We start from the raw sequence: 19,678 nt of genomic DNA, 5'->3' as shown, positions 1-19,678 counted from the left end.
AAATAGCTCGCTATTCTCCTCACAAAACCGAATTTTCATCCTCAATTTTCTGCCGTCCTCGCTACGGGCGCTATTCTCGGTCAGGCTCCTAGGCTCAACCACTGGGCAGACTTCTATATTGATCTATCCTTCCTCTCTGGAAATCAGAAGGCAAGGATAAAATTATTAAACACTCCCGTTTTGCAATACTGCTGTTATTGTCGTTGTCTGTCATCTGCCTGGCCAAACCGTTGAACGGGGGTTTTATTGTCGAGCTTGATAGACCTGACAGTTACGAGATGGAAGCGCCTCCCGTTGAGTCGACCTCCTTGCAATGGCCTTACGTCAGGAATCTGCTGGTTGCTTATGAACTGATCCTGACACCCAAAGACAAGCCTCTAAGCGCCATCCCCTATTCTCTAGAAGCAGCTATCGCCGTTGGCTGGCTTTTAAAAAGCTCTTGGAACCGGGATTCACCTCGGTTTAACCCGATTGAACAACAAGAAGTGTCTCAAAATCACCCGTTTGCGGTCAGCATTACGGTGCCAGGTTCTGAACAGGACCAACCACAGGGGCAACCTCCAGAATCATCCGGCCACCAGGCAATACAGTTCACTACCCACCCTTTGGGCTATTTAACCCATTTGTTCTACTCTGACTCTGGCAAAGGTAACGAAGAGCCACAACAACACTCACATACTTTGGGCTTAAATTGTTTCGTCCACCCCTGTAATGGCGTTTGTCGATTTAGACAATCTTCCGGTTCAACCGATGGTAAAGTGCAGAATTGTGAAGAAAGTTCTACAGACAAAACGGGTAAAACATCCGAAAAAAGCTTCTCCCACCATTTGGCAAGGAGACATTGTTATCGATGTAACTCTCTGGACGGGGTCGCCTCAGCCTCAATAGCTACAGTGACAGACGCTATAAACACTACTGCCGGGCGATTAGCCTGCAATGTGATAGTCTTCGAAAAGGATGGCCATCTGCGACAATGCGGGAAGGTCTGTAAAAACGAAAAAAGACTATCGTGTCACAAAAGCAAATGCCATACCGGGGAAAAAACCTGTGACGTGATGGTGATCGGGGAGGATAACCAGTCGCAGCCATGTGGAACCTTCTTCAAGAATGCCGGAGCCCTGTCGGTTCACAAAGCCAGAGTCCATGGCAATCAACGAATCTGTAAATTGACCATACTCGGGAAGGGTGGCCAGCTGCGGCCTTGCGAGAAAGTCTTCAAGAACAATCGATCTTTTGCGACGCACAAATACAAATTCCACACCGGGCAAAAAACCTGTGACTTGATGGTGACCGGGGAGGGTAGCCAGCAGCGGCCATGTGGGGCAGTCTGCAAGAATGCCCAAGACCTGATGATCCACAAAAGAAATGGACACACCAAGCAAGCAAGCTGTGACCTGATTGTGGTCTCGGAAGATGGCCAGAAGCGGTCATGCGCGTTTGTCGGCAAGAATCCTCAGGCTCTGAGGTCTCACAGAAGCAAAATCCACAGTGGAAAACGAACCTGTGACGTAACCGTGATCGGTGAGAATGGCCAGCAGCAATCATGTGCAAAGGTCTGCAGGAATGCTGGAGCCCTGACGGATCACAAGAGAATTGACCACAGCGGGCAACAAACCTGTTACTACACAGTGGTCGGAGAGGGTGGTCAGCGTTGGCCATGCGGAAAGATCTGCAAGAATACAAAAGCCCTGTTGGACCACAAAAGGGCACATCGAAAACACAAGACTGTTGATATGAACCAGCACGTCGACCAGGGTTCCCAAAAAAGTAAAGTGAAGAAATAACGATCAAAAGTGATTGAGTTTTCACTGCTACTTTGTTTGGTTTTTGGCTCGCTGAACAAAAAAGTGTTTTCCTGAAATCAAGGTCAAGATACCGCCAAGTATCATCAGTGAAGACAGAACAAGTCTCATAGATAAGGTCTCGTTGGTAAACAACACACCTCCTATTGCGGCAATAACAGGAACGAGCAATTGCACGACAGCCGATTGTGTGCCAGAAAGCCCCGCCAGCGCGATATACCAGATCATGTAACCAATCCCCGATGTGACGCCACCAGATACCACTGCCAATATGACACCTTCGGTGGACAAGCGGCTGTCCTGAATGGATACAAGCCCCAAAATCAATACAAATGGTAGCGTACGAACAAAATTATAAGTGGTGTCTCCCAGCGGATTTTGTGAGCCCCTGCCAGCAAGCGTATAGAAGCCCCAGGCTACGCCGGAGACAGTCATCAGGATAAATCCCGTCAGTGACGGCGTGGACAAACCGGGTATTACCAGATAAACAAAACCCAGAAATGCAATAAAAGCACCCAACCACTCAACAGGTAAAAGTTTTTTTCCTGTAACAAGCTCAGCAACAATAATCGTAATTTGTACCGAAGCGAACAAGATTAATGCCCCTGTTCCCGTATTCAGAGAGAGGTAGGCAAAAGAAAAAGCGATGGCGTAAAGAAATAACATGAAGGAAGCTTTCCAGCTCCCTTTTGATGTTGAAACGCAATTGAATCGGGATAACTTGAGTATCAGCAGCAATACCAAAACGCCGCTAAGTAATCGAATCCACGTAAAGCTAACGGCGTCAATCTCGTTATCACCCAAAGCCAATCTGCACAGAATGGAATTTCCCGCGAATGCTATGAGGGCCAGGCTCGTTAACCAAATGGTTTTCATTTCAAGAGGTAATTGCAGCGAAAGGTAATTCTACGACCAGCATTCGGAAAGAATGCTGGCTGGGATGACGAGAAAGATCAACTGAGTGCTGCTTCCATTCGATCCAGGGCTTTTTCCAGGGCTTCATCACTGGTGGCGTAGGATAGACGCATACAGCCTTCCATGCCAAAGGCTGAGCCCGGTACCAGGGCAACGCCTTTTTCCAGGAGCATCTCTGCCAGTTGGGTGTCTTTTTCAAAGCCCAGCTTCTGCATGGCTTCGCTGAAATCAGGGAAGGTATAGAAAGTACCGTCGCTTTCAATGGTGGTAACACCAGGCAGCTTCTTCAGACGACCTACGACATAGTCATGACGCTTTTTGAAAGAGACCAGCATCTCTTTTACACACTCCTGTGAACCGGCCAGAGCTTCAGTCGCCGCAGCCTGGGCAACAGAGCAGGGGTTGGAGGTACTCTGTGACTGAATCTTTTTCATGTTTTTGATCAGCCAGGCGGGTCCACCGGCATAACCAATACGCCATCCGGTCATGGAGTAAGCCTTGGATACACCGTTCAGAACAATTGTTCTGTCGTACAGTTCCGGGCAGGCCATCAGGATGTTGCAGAAAGGCTCATCACTCCAGAGGATGTGCTCGTACATATCATCAGTAGCCACCATAACATGGGGGTGTTTCAGCAGAACAGCGGCCAGACCTTCCAGCTCTTTGCGGGTGTAGGCTGTACCGGACGGGTTGGAGGGGCTGTTCAGAACTACCAGCCTGGTTTTTGTTGTAATGGCCGAATCCAGAAGTTCCGGAGTCAGTTTGAAACGGTTCTCAAGGTTGCCCTTGACGATCACCGGGACACCTTCAGCAATAGTGACCATATCCGGGTAGGAAACCCAGTAAGGGGCAGGAATAACGACCTCATCACCCTTATTGATCAGTGCCAGACAGAGATTGAAGAAGCTCTGTTTACCACCGGAGGAAACCAGAATCTGGTCTGGCGCATATTCGTGACCATTGTCGCGCCTGAACTTATCGATAATGGCCTGTTTCAGTTCTACAGTACCGTCAACGGCAGTGTACTTGGTTTTTCCTTCGTTAATGGCCCTGATCGCAGCAGCCTTGATGTGATCAGGGGTATCGAAGTCGGGTTCACCGGCACCCAGGCCAATAATGTCGTGTCCGGCGGCGCGAAGTTCAGCGGCTCGGGCAGTGACTGCCATGGTAGGTGATGGTTTGACCATCTGAACGCGGTGGGAAGGTTGACCAGTCACGATGTTCCTCGTTAATCGTTTTTCAAACCCGTATAAAGTCAGACAATCTGGCGCAATGCTCAGCCAGTGTCCTGACTGATACTGATTCCGGTGCGAATCTTATAAGGTTGACAAGCTGACTTGTCAGGGAATCACGCATCAGCAATGCGCATCATACACAAGCCCTCTTCACTGCGCCATCTGAAAACGGAAGTCTGGTTACATTTTTGCGACACACCGATGGTGGCTGCTTTTCCTGATTAAGCGCAGTGTTCTCTGGCTGCATTTCCTGTCCTGGGCTGTTTATAATCAACAAATAATTTAAGCGCTTCTGCCAGTGGATACGTATGGGAAAGACATTCAAGGTATCATCAAAATTTCAGCCTTCCGGAGATCAGCCTGAAGCCATTGAAAAGCTGCTGTCCGGCATTCATTCGGGACTGGCCTGCCAGACATTGCTGGGGGTGACCGGTTCAGGGAAAACCTTCACCATTGCCAATGTCATTGAAAAGCTGCAAAGACCCGCTATTGTTATGGCCCATAACAAGACTTTGGCTGCCCAGCTGTATGGCGAGTTCAAGGAGTTTTTCCCTGGCAATGCGGTTGAGTATTTTGTTTCCTACTACGATTATTACCAGCCTGAAGCATACGTGCCCAGTTCGGACACCTTTATCGAGAAAGATGCCTCGGTCAATGAGCACATTGAGCAGATGAGACTTTCGGCCACTAAAGCGTTGATGGAAAGGGAAGATGCCATTATTGTTGCGACGGTTTCAGCGATTTACGGTCTGGGTGATCCCAAATCTTACCTGAAGATGATGTTGCATATTTCCCGGGGTGAAATGATTGACCAGCGGGAGGTTTTGCGCAGGTTGGCCGAGCTGCAATATACCCGCAACGATACAGAATTGAAAAGGGCTACTTATCGTGTTCGTGGTGATGTCATTGATATCTTCCCGGCAGAATCTGAAAAAGAAGCCATCAGGCTGGAGCTGTTTGATGAAGAGGTGGAGGAAATCAGTGAATTTGATCCTCTGACCGGCGAAGTGCTCAGAAAACTGCCCCGGGTGACTATTTACCCCAAGACTCACTATGTCACACCTCGTCAGACCATCATTGAAGCCACAGAAGCTATCAAAGACGAAATGGTTGAACGTCTGGAAGTGCTCAGAAATAACAATAAGCTGGTGGAAGCACAGCGTCTGGAGCAGAGGGTCAAGTACGATGTGGAAATGATGCTGGAGCTGGGCTACTGCACGGGTATCGAAAACTATTCCCGCTATCTCTCAGGCACTCAACCCGGCGAAGCACCACCGACACTGTTTGATTATATTCCTGACAATGCCTTGTGTGTGATTGACGAATCACACGTCACGGTGCCCCAGGTGGGTGGGATGTACAAAGGCGACCGTTCTCGTAAGGAGACCCTTGTGGAGTATGGCTTCAGACTGCCTTCTGCGCTGGATAACCGGCCCCTGAAGTTTGAAGAGTGGGAAGGACGACGCCCGCAAACTATTTTTGTTTCCGCGACTCCCGGCCCTTATGAAGCGGAACATCAGGGACAGATAGTGGATCAGGTGGTTCGACCCACCGGGCTGGTTGATCCGGAGATTGAAGTTCGTCCTGCCACGACCCAGGTGGATGATCTGTTGACTGAGCTTAATAAAACCGTGGCTAAAGGCGACAGGGTTCTGGTAACGACCCTGACCAAGCGCATGGCGGAAGATTTAACCGATTATCTCCATGAAAACGGTGTTCGCTGTCGCTATTTGCATTCTGGTATCGATACAGTAGAGCGGGTTGAGATCATTCGTGATCTGCGGATTGGGACGTTTGACGTGCTGGTAGGCATTAACCTGTTAAGAGAAGGTCTCGATATGCCGGAAGTTTCGTTGGTGGCTATTCTTGATGCCGACAAGGAAGGTTTCCTGCGTTCTGATCGCTCTCTGATTCAGACCATTGGTCGTGCAGCCCGTAATATTAATGGTAAGGCTATTCTCTACGCCGACAAAATCACGGGCTCAATGCAGCGGGCGATTGATGAAACCGAACGTCGCCGAAAAAAACAGCTTGCCTACAACGAAGAGCACGGGATTACCCCGAAGAGTGTCCATAAATCGGTTGCGGATATTCTTGAAGGCGCAGTCATTCCCGGCAAGAAGAAAGGGCAGCCCAGTCGCAAGGTTGCTGAGCCGAAAGCGGACTATCACCATGAGATGTCGGCTCAGGAACTGGCTAAAGAGATCAGTAAGCTGGAAAACAAGATGATGGAACATGCCCGCAATCTGGAGTTTGAAGAAGCGGCAGCTGTCCGTGATCAGGTGGCCAGGCTCAGGGATCGGGTATTGAAATGATTTGACTCTCTTCCTAAGCCAGCCCAGCAGCGATTGTCTGTGGGGATCAGCGTTCTGACGCACCGGTATTAAGCCCGGTGCGACGGGTATTAATGGATAAAATTGTGAGAAAAAGCCTCAGCCATATCCATTGTAACGAGCAGTTGACCATTGTGGTTTGAAACAGTTTGTAATTCAGCTCTGACCGTCTCACCACCATTATCTATAAATACTTCTTTTACCGGGAAGTTGGGGGTATCAAAGCTGGCCAGCTGAATATTACCAACATATACATTGAATCGTTTAGTAGCGCCACTGACAGACCAGCTTAAATGAGCTTTACCGTGAATGGCACTTGCACCTCTGTTGATTGGGATGATGCTGTTGGTACTTTTTTTCTGATTTGAAAATGCAGTCTGAGTTATCTGGAAATAGTGTGGCTGATTGAAAAGTGTCAAGGTTACATATTGCCCCTTGTCAGCACCCATCAAAGAAATCTTGATTTCATTACTTCCACTTTTAATGTCAGAGCTGATAGTCAATAGACCAGCCCCGGCATAAAAATCATGACGAGTCAGGCTCTGTGGTCTATTGATTACAGAAATGATCTTGCTATTGTGTGAGTGACTTTTTATTTGTTTAAAGCTCTTTAGTTTTCCATTAACCGATTTTCTTTCCGTCACTGTGGTAGTGGTGCTCTGAAAGATAGTAGCCTTGACTAAAAAACCACTTGCTTGAGCTTTTCTTTTCTCTTCCTCAATGTCAAATGCTTGTGCTTTAATAGCACCGATGCTTGAAGAAAAAACAAAAAGAAATAAGAAGGCGGTTTTTAAACGAAGTTTTTTATTAATTAGTAACATGTTTCTCTCCTAAATCAGTTAATTGATACGAAAATATATCCTTCTGGATAAAAATTAATTTTTCTGAAGGGATGATTAGTTCACCTACATAATACTTTGACTTGAAAAATGAGAAATAGTTCAAAAGTACCAGGTCAGGGAATGATGCGAAGGGACGCCTCAAAAAAATTGCCGACTGCCTGCTGGCGGTAAAAGGGCAAAAAAATGAACGTTTTTTGCACAGAAATCTGGACTGATTTTCAGCTATATCCATGTTCTGTTTTGTACATATTTTAACCAAGCTGATATTCAGCTAAGCGCCTGATTTTCTTTTAGATTAATCGGGAATCGGGGGTTGCATTTTTCAGCAGCGTTGATACTATACGCAGCAACTTCAGGCGGTTAGCTCAGCTGGTTAGAGCGTTACGTTGACATCGTAAAGGTCGCTGGTTCGACTCCAGTACCGCCTACCATATAAGTGATTGATTTCACTAAAGAAAAGCCCATTTTTTACAGTGGGCTTTTTTTGCGTCGTAAAAAAACGATCAAATCTCCAAACCTTCCAAGCTCAGTTCAGCTTCTACAGACTCGTATCTGATCTCGTGTCCTTCCTGGTATTCCGTCGTCATTTTTCCAGTTGAGTGGCCCATGTACATCTGAACATAGCTACTTTCAGGTCCCTGTTTTTCTGCCGGTCCGACTCGGAAACCTGGAGAACGCCATGAACGAAGAAGTCCAATATCTTCATGCTCACCACGGGAGTTGGAAAACACGATTGGTGTTACAACTCCGATTAAATGGTTACGGCTATTCAATAACGACAAAAAATACCAGGGACCAAGGAACTGAAAGAGTTAACGCAAGTCAAACAAGCACAATCAGCCGATCAGGAATAAATATTATGAACAGAATCACAAGCTCTTCTAGCCAATATTACCAGCCCGCTACTGAATACATGCAAGAGGACGAATGTACTATTTGTAAATTCTGTTTTGCAGGAAAAAAAGTATCGGTTACCAAATGCAACCATTATTTTCATACATCTTGTCTGGAAACCTGGCTACAGCGTGGAGATCAATGTCCTTTGTGTAGAACTCCCCTCAAAGATAGGACAATCCAGCAAGAGGACTCACCTGTTGATGCCTTGATGGCAGCTTATAGCTTCACACCTATCCAGCATCCGGAGGACCCTGACACTGATCACTCGCAAGCGCTAAATGTGTTGATTGGAGCTGATAACTTTAGATTTAACAGGCACCCGGAGGACCCTGACCTTAATCGCTCGGAAGGGCTAAATATGTTGATTGAAATTGGCCGCAGCCTGGGGAATGGCGGTAGAACGCAGGCCAGCGGACTTTAAGCTTTGAGATAAGAGCTTGCTCCTGTTGTTGTATCTTCTACTCATATATACTTTGTGTCGAAAAATGATGACTAGTTCAAAAGTACCAGTTCAGAGAGTGTTGATGCCAAGGGACGTCTCAAAGAATTGCCAACGAGATTATAAATGAGTTGGTCAGATAGTCTGGAGTGACATAAGTTCAGAGTTCAGTGAGTTTTTGAATACATCGAAAAACATTTATTTTCCAATGAACTTTAAAGAGAAGTAATGCTCTGATGTTATAAATTGAATTTGAATTATCAGGTATATAATGTGGACAGAATACCGACAAATTGTTTAAGACAAGAAATTTTATCATTGATAACCTGTCAAGAGCTGCTGAATTTATGTTGAAAAATGGGATTCAAAACAAGGATCTTTTTGATAATAATGTCGTGTATTTTTTCAATCAGGGAGTTTTGAAATTCATAGACTTTAACAGTGCATGTTTTGACATTCCTGCCGAGAAAAATGAAATCATGAAAAATATCGGATTAATTGTTCTTTATTGTAAATTGAAAGAATCTCATGAGTGCAAAGAGAGTGTTACTTATAAATGCAAAGCCTGCTATCAGGTTGATGACAAGCTTAAAGATAAAGTTGAACTTGATAAAATCATAGATGAAACAATGCGGGGAAGCGGTTCTTTAAATACATTGATCAAAAGCTTAATAAAATTTGACCCTGCTTCCCCAATAGACCCTTCACAAGTATACAGCTCACTTGGATTAAAAGAGGCTCTCCCGCAATTGACTCGCACCTGACGACTGGTTCAGGTGCGCACGGCGGCCTCCAGAATATGGGAACGAATTGAGACAAGGTGAAAGTTCAGCACTATCACTCCGACAGCCTCTGACCCTGTTTTTTGTCGTCACTGATATGGAAGATATCAATCTTACCCTGAATAATGAAACCGGTGAGGTTTGGGTGGAAAAAGTTGGTAAAAAACTTCATTGCAAAGTATCAGACAATATGGCTCAGTTTCTAACAATGCTGAGCCTTGCAAAGCGGCCAGCGTGCAATAAGGTTTCTTGAGTTGCTCTGATGTCAGATACCGAAGGAATCCAGGACTGCTTCAATGTCTTTCAGTGTTTAAAAATACACTCTGCCCTGAACTTTTTTATATATTGACGGTCAAAGTTATTGAGTGAGTTTCATTAATTTTTAGAAAGTTCCATTAATTGTTAAAGGGGGAGTTATGTCTGATTCGAGATATTCTATGCGTGCTTGTTCTGCTCTTCTGTCTTTCTTGTTGCTGGTTATTTCGGGGTTGGTTCTGGCGGATGAAGCTGTTCAGGACTATAGCAGTCTGTTGGCGGAATATCATATAGAGATCAACGACGATCTGAGTTACACCCGTATTGTAACCTTTGAGTATCAGGTGTTGACTCCTGCAGGTGCTGAGGAGTTGCAGGAATACCACTACAGTTATTTTTCCGAGAATGAATCCCTGAAGGTTCTGGAAGCTTCGATTACCCATCCGGATGGTAAGGTGTTCCCTGTTGAAAAAGATAATATTTACGAACAGGATCTGGGAGGGCGTGATCAGGAGCGGCGTTCCAGGGAAGTCGTGGTGATTTTCTCCCGGTTGACACCAGGCAGCACCATGAAACTGAAGTTTGAGCATGTGGTGAACAAGGACAGCCCCATGGGCTTTAACATGGTGCTGCAACCCGAATTGGAACTGGAACAAAAGAAATTGGCAGCTACCATTGTGCTGCCTGAAAACAAACCCATGAAATGGGGGAGCAGAGGCAATTTCTCTGTTAAAGAACTTTGGAAAGGCAAGCGTAAAGAGTTGACGGTCAGCCTTGAAAACTTCCCTTATCAGGAGATGGAGCCAAATATGGTCAGCCCGGATGATGTGCTGCCCATGTTTGCGATAACCTCTCTGAAAAGCTGGGAAGAGATCGGCCAGATATACTACGAAAGTAGTCTGAACAGACAGGCTGACAGTGAAGAAATCCGTCAGTTGGCTGAAGAGATCACCCGCGGAGCCAGGCATCCACGGGAGGAGGCAGAACTCATCTATAACTGGGTGGCCCAAAATATTAATTACCTGTCTCTGAGCTACAACCTTGAAGATACGCTGGTCCCTCACCCGGTGGAAGAGATTCTTCTTCATGGTTATGGCGACTGCAAAGATCAGGCTCTGTTGTTGCAGGCATTGTTAAAAGCCCGTGGTATAGAGTCAAAGTCGGCATTGGTCAGCTGGGATAACAGCTATAAGGATTGGCCGGTACCGACTTCCATGCAGTTTAATCATGCGCTGTTATACATTCCTGAAATGAACACCTGGCTCAATCCTGTTTCACCCCTGTCTCCATTCGGATCACTGGATTACAGTCTTTCGGGCAAGCGAGTGGTGCTGGCCAGCCCTGAAGGTGAAACTCAATTTCTTCCCGTCATGCAACCGGATCAGAACCGTTATTGGGTAAAAAACCAGTCGGTGCTGTCCGGGAATGGATTTTTGAGAGGAGAGAGTAAAGTCACCGGGACTGGAACCATCGGAGAAGAGATTCGCGAGCTGCTGGCAGCCAGTGGCAGCGGTGAATGGAAGGCCAGTAATCTGCTGGCGGACACCCTGATCGGCGGTTTTGGCTCTATCTCTCAGGGTGCGTCTGCTTATGATCTGAAAACACAGCCCGCCTATAAGGGTAAATGGCACAGCCCTCACGCTTTTGAACTGGGCAAGGAAGGATTTATCACCACTGCACCAGGGCTGGATTTTCAAGATGTGCTGGCGCTGAGAACCTATCTGGTGGATGGAGAGCGCAAGTACCCGTTTACGGTCGGACCCCGGCATTATCATTGGGAGCACCGAATGAAACTCCCCAAAAATTATAAAGTCACCCGGCTTCCGGAAAATTTGAAGGTGGATAATCAGGCCGGCACTTACAGCAGTCATTACAGGATGGAGGGTAATACTCTGGTTGTGAAGCGGCAGATCGTCATTAAGAAAAACCTCTATCAACCCGGTGAATACCCTGAATTCGAGCGGTTGGCCTACCTGGCTATTAATGATCGCCGTGCCGTCATTGCTTTGAAGCGACGCTGAGCTTCAATCATAAGGTGCTGTCAGGCTGTTGCTCTGGACTGGCATCAATAAATGCATTGAGTTCATTACAGTGCTGGTGGATCCTCTGGATTTTTGGATAATCCCTTAATGGCACGTTAAACCGCAAGGCATTGTAGACCTGAGGTATCAGACAGATGTCGGCCAGGGTAGGGGTGTCTCCGATACAGAAAGGGTCATCCCCCAATTGCTGCTCACAGGCATCAAAACCTGTTTTTATCCAGTGCTGGTACCATTGGTTTTTTTGCTCGTCACTGATTGCAAATTCTGACTTCAGATATTTTAGTGTTCTCAGATTATTCAGAGGATGGATATCGCAGCTGATGATATTGGCCAGACTTCGAATCCGGGCTTTCTGCCAGGCATCACCGGGAATAATGGCTGGTTCCGGACAGGTTTCTTCAAGCCATTCCATGATAGCCATGGACTGAATCAGCCTGTTATTGCCGACTTCCAGTGCCGGTACCAGTCCCTGGGGTTGAATGTTTTTATATTTATCCTTTGTCTGTTCTGACTTCAACAGGTTAACCGGAACCAGTTCGTAATCCACCCCTTTCAGGTTCAGGGCAATCCTGACCCGGTAAGCCGCTGAAGATCGGAAGTAGCTGTATAGCTTCATTGTGTTATCCCTTTGCTGGCAGAAGAGTGGCCGAGACTTCACCAAAGCCGATTCTGGCCGTGCCTTCTTTCTCGCACCAGCCTCTCATGATCACGGTATCTCCGTCCTGCAGGAACCTTCTTTGTTCACCATTGGTCAGGTTTATAGCCTCCTTACCACCCCGGGTCAGCTCCAGCAGTGAGCCTGCTTCCTCTGGCCTGGGGCCTGACTGGGTACCCGTTCCCAGCAAATCGCCGGATTGCAGGTTACAACCATTACTGGCGTGATGAGCCACCATCTGGCCCACACTCCAGTAAGAATGTTTGAAGCTGGATTGAGACAGCTTTTCCATGCTTTGTTGAGAACCTTTCATGGCGGGTGTTTGCAGGAGGACTTCCAGCTGAATGTCCAGAGCGCCCAGACGAGTGTTTTCTTCCGAGCTCAAATAAGGCAGAGGTTGTGGATCATCGGCAGGACGAAGATAACTGGTTCGATATGGAGCCAGTGCTTCCAGCGTCACGATCCAGGGCGAAATAGTGGAGGCAAAGCTTTTGGCCAGAAACGGTCCCAGGGGCTGGTATTCCCAGGCCTGAATGTCTCGTGCAGACCAATCATTGAGAAGACACAGGCCAAATACATGCTGATCGGTCTTATCCAACGCAATAGGGTCACCCAAAGGGTTGCCCTGACCGATGAAAATGCCCATTTCAAGCTCATAGTCCAGTCGTTTACAGGGACCAAAGGAAGGTTGTTCTGCGTCCGGTGCTTTGGTTTGACCAACCGGACGGTGAAAAGTTTGTCCTGAAACCCCAATGGATGAGGCCCTGCCGTGGTAGCCAATGGGCACCCACTTATAGTTGGGTAGCAGGGGATTGTCGGGTCTGAACAGTGAACCGACGGCTGTGGCGTGATAGATAGAGGAATAGAAGTCCGTGTAATCCCGAATCTGGCAGGGCAGGGCGAATTCGGCTTTGTTCATGGTGATCAGACAGGGCTTCAGTTGGCTCTCCAGTTCCGAGCCTGTTCTCAGTGCTCTGGACAGGCTGAGCCTGAGAGCGCTCCAGTATTCAAAGCCCAACTCCATCAGGGGCGTTAAATTTTCCTGGGCACAGGCTGTCAGTGCCACGGCTGCCTTGCCGTCAAATGGCTTCAGTGCGTCCGTTGCCTTCAGGTCCAGAATCTGGTTGCCAATGGCTACGCCACAGCGGAAAGGCTCACTGCCTGTGCGAAAAACAGCAAAAGGCAGATTCTGAATGGTAAAGTCGGCATCCAATTTGTTGGCACAAATTACCCAGCTGGTTAGATTAACGTCATGGGTCTCGTTCATTGAAATCATTGGTCATCCTGAATGCATCAAGAAGCAGGGTACCAGCAACTGCAAACAGCCTATCTGGCACGCGTGATTTTTGTTGTTAATGACTGTCTGACTTAAGGCTTCTGACTGGGGTCAAAATGCTTCTTCAGGCCAGACCAGCATTTAAGATAGTCTTTTTGTCGCAGGTTGCTCTCCATGGCAAATTTTGAGGGTACGTAGACATATCGGGATTCAAACATGAACGCCAGAGTGTTTTCATAACGCACGGGCTTCAGCTCCGCTTCGCTGGCTTTCCTGAATACCTCCGCCTCGGGACCGTGGGGTGACATACAGTTATGCAGACTGCTGCCACCGGGTACAAACCCTTTTTCCTTGGCGTCGTAAACACCCTGAATCAGCCCCATAAACTCACTCATAATATTGCGGTGATACCAAGGGGGGCGGAAGGTGTTTTCAGCCACCATCCAGCGGGGAGGGAAGATGACAAAATCCAGGTTGGCTACGCCGGGTGAGTGAGATTGGGAGGTCAGAACCGTAAAGATAGAGGGGTCCGGATGGTCATAGCTCACCGTATTGATGACATTGAAACGGGACAGCTCGTATTTATAGGGTGCCGAAGTTCCCACCCAGGCAACGACATCCAGGGGTGAGTGATCGAGCTCACAGGCATAAAGGTGACCAGCAAATTTAGCGATCAGTTCGAAGTTACCTTCTTCGTCTTCATACCAGGCAACGGGGTATTGGAAATCCCGGTCATTGGCGAAGCCATTGGCGCCTGCCGGGCCGCGTTCCGGCAGTGTCAGAGGGGCTCCATAGTTTTCGCAGAGATAACCACTGGCCTGACTCTCCAGAAGATCCACTCTGAATTTCATACCTCGCGGAATCACGGCGATATCTCCCGGGCTAACCTGTAATCGACCCAGTTCGGTACAGATCATCAGAGCGCCTGACTGTGGCACAATCAGCAGCTCGCCATCGGCATTATAAAAAAAACGCTTTTCCATGCTCTGGTTAGCGGCGTACAGATGAATGGCACTACCGATCTGTGTAATGGCTTTACCATTAGCCGCAAGGGTAGTCAGACCACTGATAAAATCAGTCGGTTGTTTCGGAGCGGGCAGTGGGTCCCAACGAAGCGGACTTGGCACAGGCGGCAGGTCTGTCAGGGGGGCGGTTTCCAGCAGGGGATTGTTCTCCCAGGGCTGGAAGTCTCCCTGAACAACAGAGGGGCGGATTCGATAAGTCCAGGTCCGGCGGTTCTGGTGTTTGGGGGCTGTGAAGGCCGTGGAGGAAAACTGTTCACAATAGAGCCCGTAAGCCACTTTCTGAGGGTTGAAGCAGGCCTTGGGCAGGGCACCGGGTAATGCCTCTGTTTCGTGTTCGTTACCAAAGCCCGTCTGGTATTCAAGATCGTCAGGTAATGTCATCAAACTGAACCTATCGTTTTTCTTATTTCCAAGCCTAATTGCCGGGTAAGGATGAAAGCTGTTTGTCGAGGTCCTGAATTGTTTCCATTTTTAGCCAGTCCTGAGAGTTTGTCCATAAGGATTCTGGATTTTTAATCTCCCGGCGCTGCTGCGACAGTGTTAAATCCGGCTCCTTCAGGGCTCTCTCTTTATCACAAGTCCTGTGAGCTTTTCTCTCCACGGCTTACCTTCATGACGACAGAAGTCGTGTGTGCAACAGGTCAATTAAACAAGGTGTGCAAATAATCCAAAGGGGCATAGAGTTTCTGCCATTGGTTACGGACTGTTTCGGTGAAACTTTCTTCAAGTGAGTAACCATAAACAGCATTGTTTGAAACGCCATTGATCAGAGCGATTGTCAATGCAGGAACCAGGGTAAAAGCGACGTTTTTCAATAAATGGTTTGAGTCCAGGTTTGATTTTTGACTCGACAGAAGAAACATGACGACGGCCCCGACTGTACTTCCGCAATCACCTGAATGCGGGATACTGGTTTCAATTTTTCCTAGAGAGAAGGCCAGAGTATAGAATGCGATAACGGACAAGACTGGGTCAGAGATCCAGAAAGCTACTGCTCCGATGGCTCCGATTGTGGCAACGGCCCTTGTTCCGGCTAATTCTTTGGTTGCGGTCAAAGCTTTTGCTCCTGCTTCCACCTCGACTGCATGAGCATCGTCTGAATTATATGTTGACATATAGATTTTTGACATCACTGAATGTGCCATCAAGTTAGACAGCACATAAGCAAAGATTGCATTAAGAGTAGAGCCTCTGGCGGCCAACCGCTCATAAACTATTGCCCCGACCATCAAGCCTGTGATGGATTTCAAGATGGCATATTCAAGAAGGGTAATTTTTTCAGGCTTGATTGAACGAATGTCACGGTCCCTTAAATCCTTTATGGTCTCAGCTTCGGCTACTGTTCTTGCCATTACCTCATGGGTAAAGTATGCGATTGTTATGGGTATAAAATAAGGGTCGTCAGTCGTGTATGCTCTGAAACCAACGAATCCTGTTCCTACATATCGCAGCGGTTGCCACAGGGGCCGCCGAAGGGACCAGTACGGCGATACGTGTCCGACTAAAGCAACCTCAGTGGAGGTAATAACGGCTGCCAGTTGATTACAAAAAGATGATTTGACCTCTTGTAACTCATTTTGCTGTGTGCCAGACAGGCCAGATCGGCCTGTGAGGGTAGATACCAGCCCGGGTGATCTGCAGATGCCGTACCAGAATCCGTAATTGATCAAAGTGGAAACGGCCAGCCCGGAACTGCTACTGACCAGTTTCAGGCTATCTTCAACTAACGAAGCATTATTGTAATGGCTCAATAAGTTAAATTGTTCTTCTTTCGATAGATCTGAATGAGCGACTGAACCTATAGATAACAAGCACGACAACAGTGCTGATATCTTACACAGTGTTTCCATTGTTCATATCCTTAATTGGGGTAACTGATTTATTGTCAGGAAATGTCAGGCTGAACCTTTTCGTACCGGGAATTAGTACCAAACGAACTTTCTAACTCCCTATTGCGCTGAAGAATTGAGCCTTAATCCTGCGTTGGCGATCGTCGCCATAGCTAAGGCTAAGACTCCTCACGCCGCCTTGTTTTAAGGCTCAAATCTCCATGCTCATCACGGGAGCTAGCAGCCTGTCGGACTTAAGACTGTCCTACTGCGGTTGCAATAAATTGGTCTAAAAATCCCTGTTTCTTCGTCAAATAGCTCGCTATTCTCCTCAGAAACAGAGATTTTTATCCTCAATTTCTTGCAATCCTCGCTACGGACGCTTAAGTCCGACAGGCTGCTAGAAAGCACGATTGGTATAACTGCTTTTTTGTGGTTGTTTTTTGTAGTTGTGTATACCTGACCAGTTCACAGAGGAAGCTATCACCAGGCCCCAGCCCTCTGGACTTTGCTGTTTCCACGGGAGTTTATAGTTCAGCAGTGGAATTTTCGCCATTTATTAGATTCATCGAGTGAGTGTATAATCCCGTATTCTTAGAGGTCGCTGCAAAGCTTGAGGTTTCTCCATTTTTAGCCAGTCCTGAGACTTTATACCAATTGAGCTTTCTAACTCCCTGTTGCGCTGAAGATTTGAGCCTAAATCCTGCGTTGGCGATCGTCGCCTTGTCTTAAGGCTCAAATCTCCATGCTCATCATGGGAGTTAGAAAGCACGATGGGTATTATTCGTACAGATGACCAATTTTTCCTCTCCCGGAGATATTGCGGCAATGTTAATATCTCTCAGAACCTGATTGACCGAATAGACAACATTTGAGAACTGACTTGCCAAATACCCAGCCTGTACGCAAAGGCTTTCTTCTTAGCCGACATAGCCAGGACCGCAGAGGACAGACGGAAGTTGTTTTGTGGGTTGTCACTGATGACGGCCCTGCAAAGCTGGTGGTTGAAGGAGAGCGTCCCGTCTGTTTTGTTGTTTCCTCCGGGTTTGAGCCACTACAGAGTGAGTTTTTCAGGAGTTATCCAACAATCGAGGCAAAGCCGCTGCCTCTGAAGAACTTTCGCCATGAGCCAGTCACGGCCCTTTATAGTCAAAACCTGAACCAATCGTTTCAGATGCATGATTATTTTCGTACCAGGGGTGTAGAGTTGCTGGAAGCCGATGTCAGGCTGGCAGACCGGTTTCTGATGGAGCGTTTTGTTTACGGTGGCATGGCATTCACGGGTGATTTGGTGCAGAAGTCAGGCTATCAGGAATACCGCAAGGTGCGAATTCGTCCTGCTGAGTTTAATCCCGACTTCAAGGTGGTCTCCCTGGATATTGAATGTTCCGAGCGAGGTGAACTTTACTCCATTGGACTTTTGGCCGGGGACTTTCAACGGGTCATCATGGTGGGCGATCAGGAGCCGGTTGACTGGATACATTGGGTTGCTGATGAGAGAGCGCTTCTGGAGGCACTTGAAGTGACGCTCGGAACTCTGGACCCCGACATAGTGATTGGCTGGAATGTCATTAATTTTGATTTTCGGCTGCTGCTTAAACGGGCAGAACGCCATGGCATGTCGTTGAAACTGGGCAGGGGGCAACAGGCAGCCAGCTGGAGAAGTCGCAGGGGTGATAGTGGGCAGGGGTTTATTACCCTGCCGGGTCGAATGGTCATTGACGGCATTGAGGCATTAAAGGCGGCCACTTATCAGTTTGACAGCTTTAGTCTGGAGTTTGTGGCACAGACGCTTCTGGGCAAAGGTAAGGCGACAGAAGACGTAGATAACCGGATGGCTATCATTAATCATGACTTTCACCATAACAAGGAAAAACTGGCCCGTTACAACCTGCAGGACTGCCGACTGGTTGCAGAGATTTTTCAACACACCAACATTCTTGATTACCTGAGATTACGCAGTCATCTGACCGGGCTGGAGCTTGATCGCATGGGTGGCTCAGTCCAGGCATTCACCAATCTTTATATGCCCCGTTTGCACAGGGCCGGTTATGTGGCTCCGAATTTACCGGAAGGCGGAGGGCTGGCCAGTCCGGGGGGGTATGTTATGGATTCCATACCAGGACTCTATCGCAATGTCATCGTTCTGGATTTCAAGAGCCTCTATCCTTCGATCATCAGAACCTTCAAAATCGATCCACTGGGACTGGTGGAAGGTCTGCAGGAACCGGAAGGGGCGATTCCCGGTTTTCGTGGCGGCCTGTTCTCCCGTGACCGGCACTTTCTTCCAGATATTATTGCTTCTTTCTGGGCCCAACGGGATGAGGCCAAGAAGCAAAAGGATGCTGCCCGCTCCCAGGCGCTGAAGATTATTATGAATTCCTTTTATGGCGTGCTGGGCTCAGGCGGATGTCGTTTCTACGATACCCGGCTGGCCAGCTCCATTACCCTGCGAGGGCATGAAATCATGCAGCAGACGGCCCGCTGGATAGAAGAGCAGGGCTATCAGGTGATTTATGGCGATACCGATTCTACGTTCGTGCTCCTGAATGAAGCCTATTCCGATGAACAGGCCAGGTCCACCGGGAAAGAACTGGAGCGGCTGATTAATGAACGCTGGACAGCCAAATTAAAAGAGGATTATCAACTGGACTCGGCACTGGAGCTTGAGTTTGAAACCTGTTACCGAAGGTTTCTGATGCCGACCATTCGTGGCGCGGATACCGGCAGTAAAAAACGCTACGCCGGCATTACAGCCACTGCCAGCGGGCAGCAACTGGTATTCAAGGGGCTGGAAACGGTCCGTTCTGACTGGACGGCACTGGCAAAATATTTTCAAACAGAACTGTTCTCGTTGGTGTTTAACGATCAATCTCCGGAAAACCTGGTCAGGGAGACTGTGCAGAAAACGCTGGCCGGAGAGTGGGATGATAAACTGGTGTACCGAAAGCGGCTGCGGCGTAATCTCAGGGACTATGTTAAAAACATTCCTCCCCAGGTCAGGGCAGCCAGAAAAGCCGATGAGATCAATCAGTCACTGGGAAAACCACTAAAGTACCAGCGAAAAGGCTGGATTCAATACCTGATCACCGTCAACGGCCCTGAGCCGCTGGAATATCGCACCAGCCCCATTGATTATCAACATTACATCGACAAGCAGCTAAAGCCGGTGGCAGAGGGTGTTCTTCCGTTTATAAATCTTGATTTTAATACCTTGATTGACGAACAGATGGGACTGTTTTGACGGTTCAACCCGTCGTGCCAGACTGGGCCTTAAGTACCTAACCAGTTGGTTTCGCATATTCTGGACGGCGGCTTTTTCCACCCTTCTGCGTTCCAACTCTGGTTGCG

Annotated in this window: 14 protein-coding genes and 1 tRNA gene; 8 read left to right on the top strand and 7 right to left on the bottom strand. The window is 47.8% G+C overall.

Going from position 1 to position 19,678, the window contains the following annotated elements; genetic code table 11:
- The first annotated feature begins 203 nt into the window (after nt 1–203).
- Nucleotides 204–1,784, top strand: coding sequence for a hypothetical protein (locus ACOJUN_RS22125; protein ID WP_422134020.1), 1,581 nt, complete (start codon nt 204–206; stop codon nt 1,782–1,784).
- A gap of 27 nt (nt 1,785–1,811) precedes the next feature.
- On the opposite strand, the gene ACOJUN_RS22120 is transcribed toward ACOJUN_RS22125, so the two are convergent.
- The gene (locus ACOJUN_RS22120; protein WP_422134019.1) at nt 1,812–2,606 is read right to left on the bottom strand and encodes a DMT family transporter; all 795 of its coding nucleotides are present in this window, start codon (nt 2,604–2,606) and stop codon (nt 1,812–1,814) included.
- A 149-nt stretch (nt 2,607–2,755) separates the two neighbouring features.
- Nucleotides 2,756–3,904 (bottom strand): pyridoxal phosphate-dependent aminotransferase, encoded by a 1,149-nt coding sequence (locus ACOJUN_RS22115; protein WP_422137117.1) that lies wholly within the window; start codon nt 3,902–3,904, stop codon nt 2,756–2,758.
- A 356-nt stretch (nt 3,905–4,260) separates the two neighbouring features.
- Between ACOJUN_RS22115 and uvrB the strand changes: the two genes are divergently transcribed.
- Nucleotides 4,261–6,267 (top strand): excinuclease ABC subunit UvrB, encoded by a 2,007-nt coding sequence (gene uvrB / locus ACOJUN_RS22110; protein WP_422134018.1) that lies wholly within the window; start codon nt 4,261–4,263, stop codon nt 6,265–6,267.
- An 89-nt stretch (nt 6,268–6,356) separates the two neighbouring features.
- Here the strand turns inward: uvrB and ACOJUN_RS22105 are convergent, their stop codons facing one another.
- A complete protein-coding gene (locus ACOJUN_RS22105; RefSeq protein WP_422134017.1) occupies nt 6,357–7,106 on the bottom strand; it encodes a hypothetical protein in 750 nt (249 codons plus the stop codon).
- Between the two features lie 375 nt (nt 7,107–7,481).
- Between ACOJUN_RS22105 and ACOJUN_RS22100 the strand changes: the two genes are divergently transcribed.
- The 5 genes from ACOJUN_RS22100 to ACOJUN_RS22080 all read left to right on the top strand — a co-directional run bounded on the left by ACOJUN_RS22100 (nt 7,482) and on the right by ACOJUN_RS22080 (nt 11,521).
- A tRNA-Val gene (locus ACOJUN_RS22100) sits at nt 7,482–7,558 on the top strand.
- A gap of 248 nt (nt 7,559–7,806) precedes the next feature.
- Nucleotides 7,807–8,445, top strand: coding sequence for an RING finger domain-containing protein (locus ACOJUN_RS22095; protein WP_422134016.1), 639 nt, complete (start codon nt 7,807–7,809; stop codon nt 8,443–8,445).
- A 311-nt stretch (nt 8,446–8,756) separates the two neighbouring features.
- Nucleotides 8,757–9,227 (top strand): hypothetical protein, encoded by a 471-nt coding sequence (locus ACOJUN_RS22090; RefSeq protein WP_422134015.1) that lies wholly within the window; start codon nt 8,757–8,759, stop codon nt 9,225–9,227.
- A gap of 46 nt (nt 9,228–9,273) precedes the next feature.
- Nucleotides 9,274–9,498 (top strand): SecY-interacting protein Syd, encoded by a 225-nt coding sequence (locus ACOJUN_RS22085; RefSeq protein WP_422134014.1) that lies wholly within the window; start codon nt 9,274–9,276, stop codon nt 9,496–9,498.
- A gap of 163 nt (nt 9,499–9,661) precedes the next feature.
- Nucleotides 9,662–11,521, top strand: coding sequence for a DUF3857 domain-containing protein (locus ACOJUN_RS22080; RefSeq protein ID WP_422134013.1), 1,860 nt, complete (start codon nt 9,662–9,664; stop codon nt 11,519–11,521).
- A gap of 7 nt (nt 11,522–11,528) precedes the next feature.
- On the opposite strand, the gene maiA is transcribed toward ACOJUN_RS22080, so the two are convergent.
- From maiA to ACOJUN_RS22060, 4 genes are all read right to left on the bottom strand, one after another.
- Nucleotides 11,529–12,158, bottom strand: coding sequence for a maleylacetoacetate isomerase (gene maiA, locus ACOJUN_RS22075; RefSeq protein ID WP_422134012.1), 630 nt, complete (start codon nt 12,156–12,158; stop codon nt 11,529–11,531).
- A gap of 4 nt (nt 12,159–12,162) precedes the next feature.
- Nucleotides 12,163–13,473 carry a fumarylacetoacetase gene (fahA, locus tag ACOJUN_RS22070; RefSeq protein ID WP_422134011.1) on the bottom strand — a complete coding sequence of 437 codons (1,311 nt, stop codon included), beginning with the start codon at nt 13,471–13,473 and terminating at the stop codon, nt 12,163–12,165.
- 92 nt (nt 13,474–13,565) lie between these two features.
- Nucleotides 13,566–14,879 (bottom strand): homogentisate 1,2-dioxygenase, encoded by a 1,314-nt coding sequence (gene hmgA, locus ACOJUN_RS22065; RefSeq protein ID WP_422134010.1) that lies wholly within the window; start codon nt 14,877–14,879, stop codon nt 13,566–13,568.
- Nucleotides 14,880–15,139: 260 nt separating this feature from the next.
- Entirely contained in the window at nt 15,140–16,348 is a 1,209-nt protein-coding gene (locus ACOJUN_RS22060; protein ID WP_422134009.1) for a hypothetical protein, read from the bottom strand.
- Nucleotides 16,349–17,210: 862 nt separating this feature from the next.
- Between ACOJUN_RS22060 and ACOJUN_RS22055 the strand changes: the two genes are divergently transcribed.
- Nucleotides 17,211–19,571 (top strand): DNA polymerase II, encoded by a 2,361-nt coding sequence (locus tag ACOJUN_RS22055; protein ID WP_422134008.1) that lies wholly within the window; start codon nt 17,211–17,213, stop codon nt 19,569–19,571.
- The last annotated feature ends 107 nt before the right edge of the window (nt 19,572–19,678 follow it).

Origin of the sequence: Endozoicomonas sp. ALD040, assembly GCF_049275945.1 — a bacterium.
Taxonomy (GTDB): Bacteria; Pseudomonadota; Gammaproteobacteria; order Pseudomonadales; family Endozoicomonadaceae; genus Endozoicomonas_A.
This window is presented reverse-complemented; position numbering and strand designations above follow the sequence as displayed.

Excerpts from the sequence above, each read along its gene's own strand:
- fahA (WP_422134011.1), bottom strand. The coding sequence starts at position 13,473 with ATGATTTCAATGAACGAGACCCATGACGTTAATCTAACCAGCTGGGTA.
- ACOJUN_RS22105 (WP_422134017.1), bottom strand. The coding sequence starts at position 7,106 with ATGTTACTAATTAATAAAAAACTTCGTTTAAAAACCGCCTTCTTATTT.
- hmgA (WP_422134010.1), bottom strand. The coding sequence starts at position 14,879 with ATGACATTACCTGACGATCTTGAATACCAGACGGGCTTTGGTAACGAA.
- ACOJUN_RS22080 (WP_422134013.1), top strand. The coding sequence starts at position 9,662 with ATGTCTGATTCGAGATATTCTATGCGTGCTTGTTCTGCTCTTCTGTCT.
- maiA (WP_422134012.1), bottom strand. The coding sequence starts at position 12,158 with ATGAAGCTATACAGCTACTTCCGATCTTCAGCGGCTTACCGGGTCAGG.
- ACOJUN_RS22095 (WP_422134016.1), top strand. The coding sequence starts at position 7,807 with ATGAACGAAGAAGTCCAATATCTTCATGCTCACCACGGGAGTTGGAAA.
- ACOJUN_RS22060 (WP_422134009.1), bottom strand. The coding sequence starts at position 16,348 with ATGGAAACACTGTGTAAGATATCAGCACTGTTGTCGTGCTTGTTATCT.
- uvrB (WP_422134018.1), top strand. The coding sequence starts at position 4,261 with ATGGGAAAGACATTCAAGGTATCATCAAAATTTCAGCCTTCCGGAGAT.
- ACOJUN_RS22115 (WP_422137117.1), bottom strand. The coding sequence starts at position 3,904 with ATGGTCAAACCATCACCTACCATGGCAGTCACTGCCCGAGCCGCTGAA.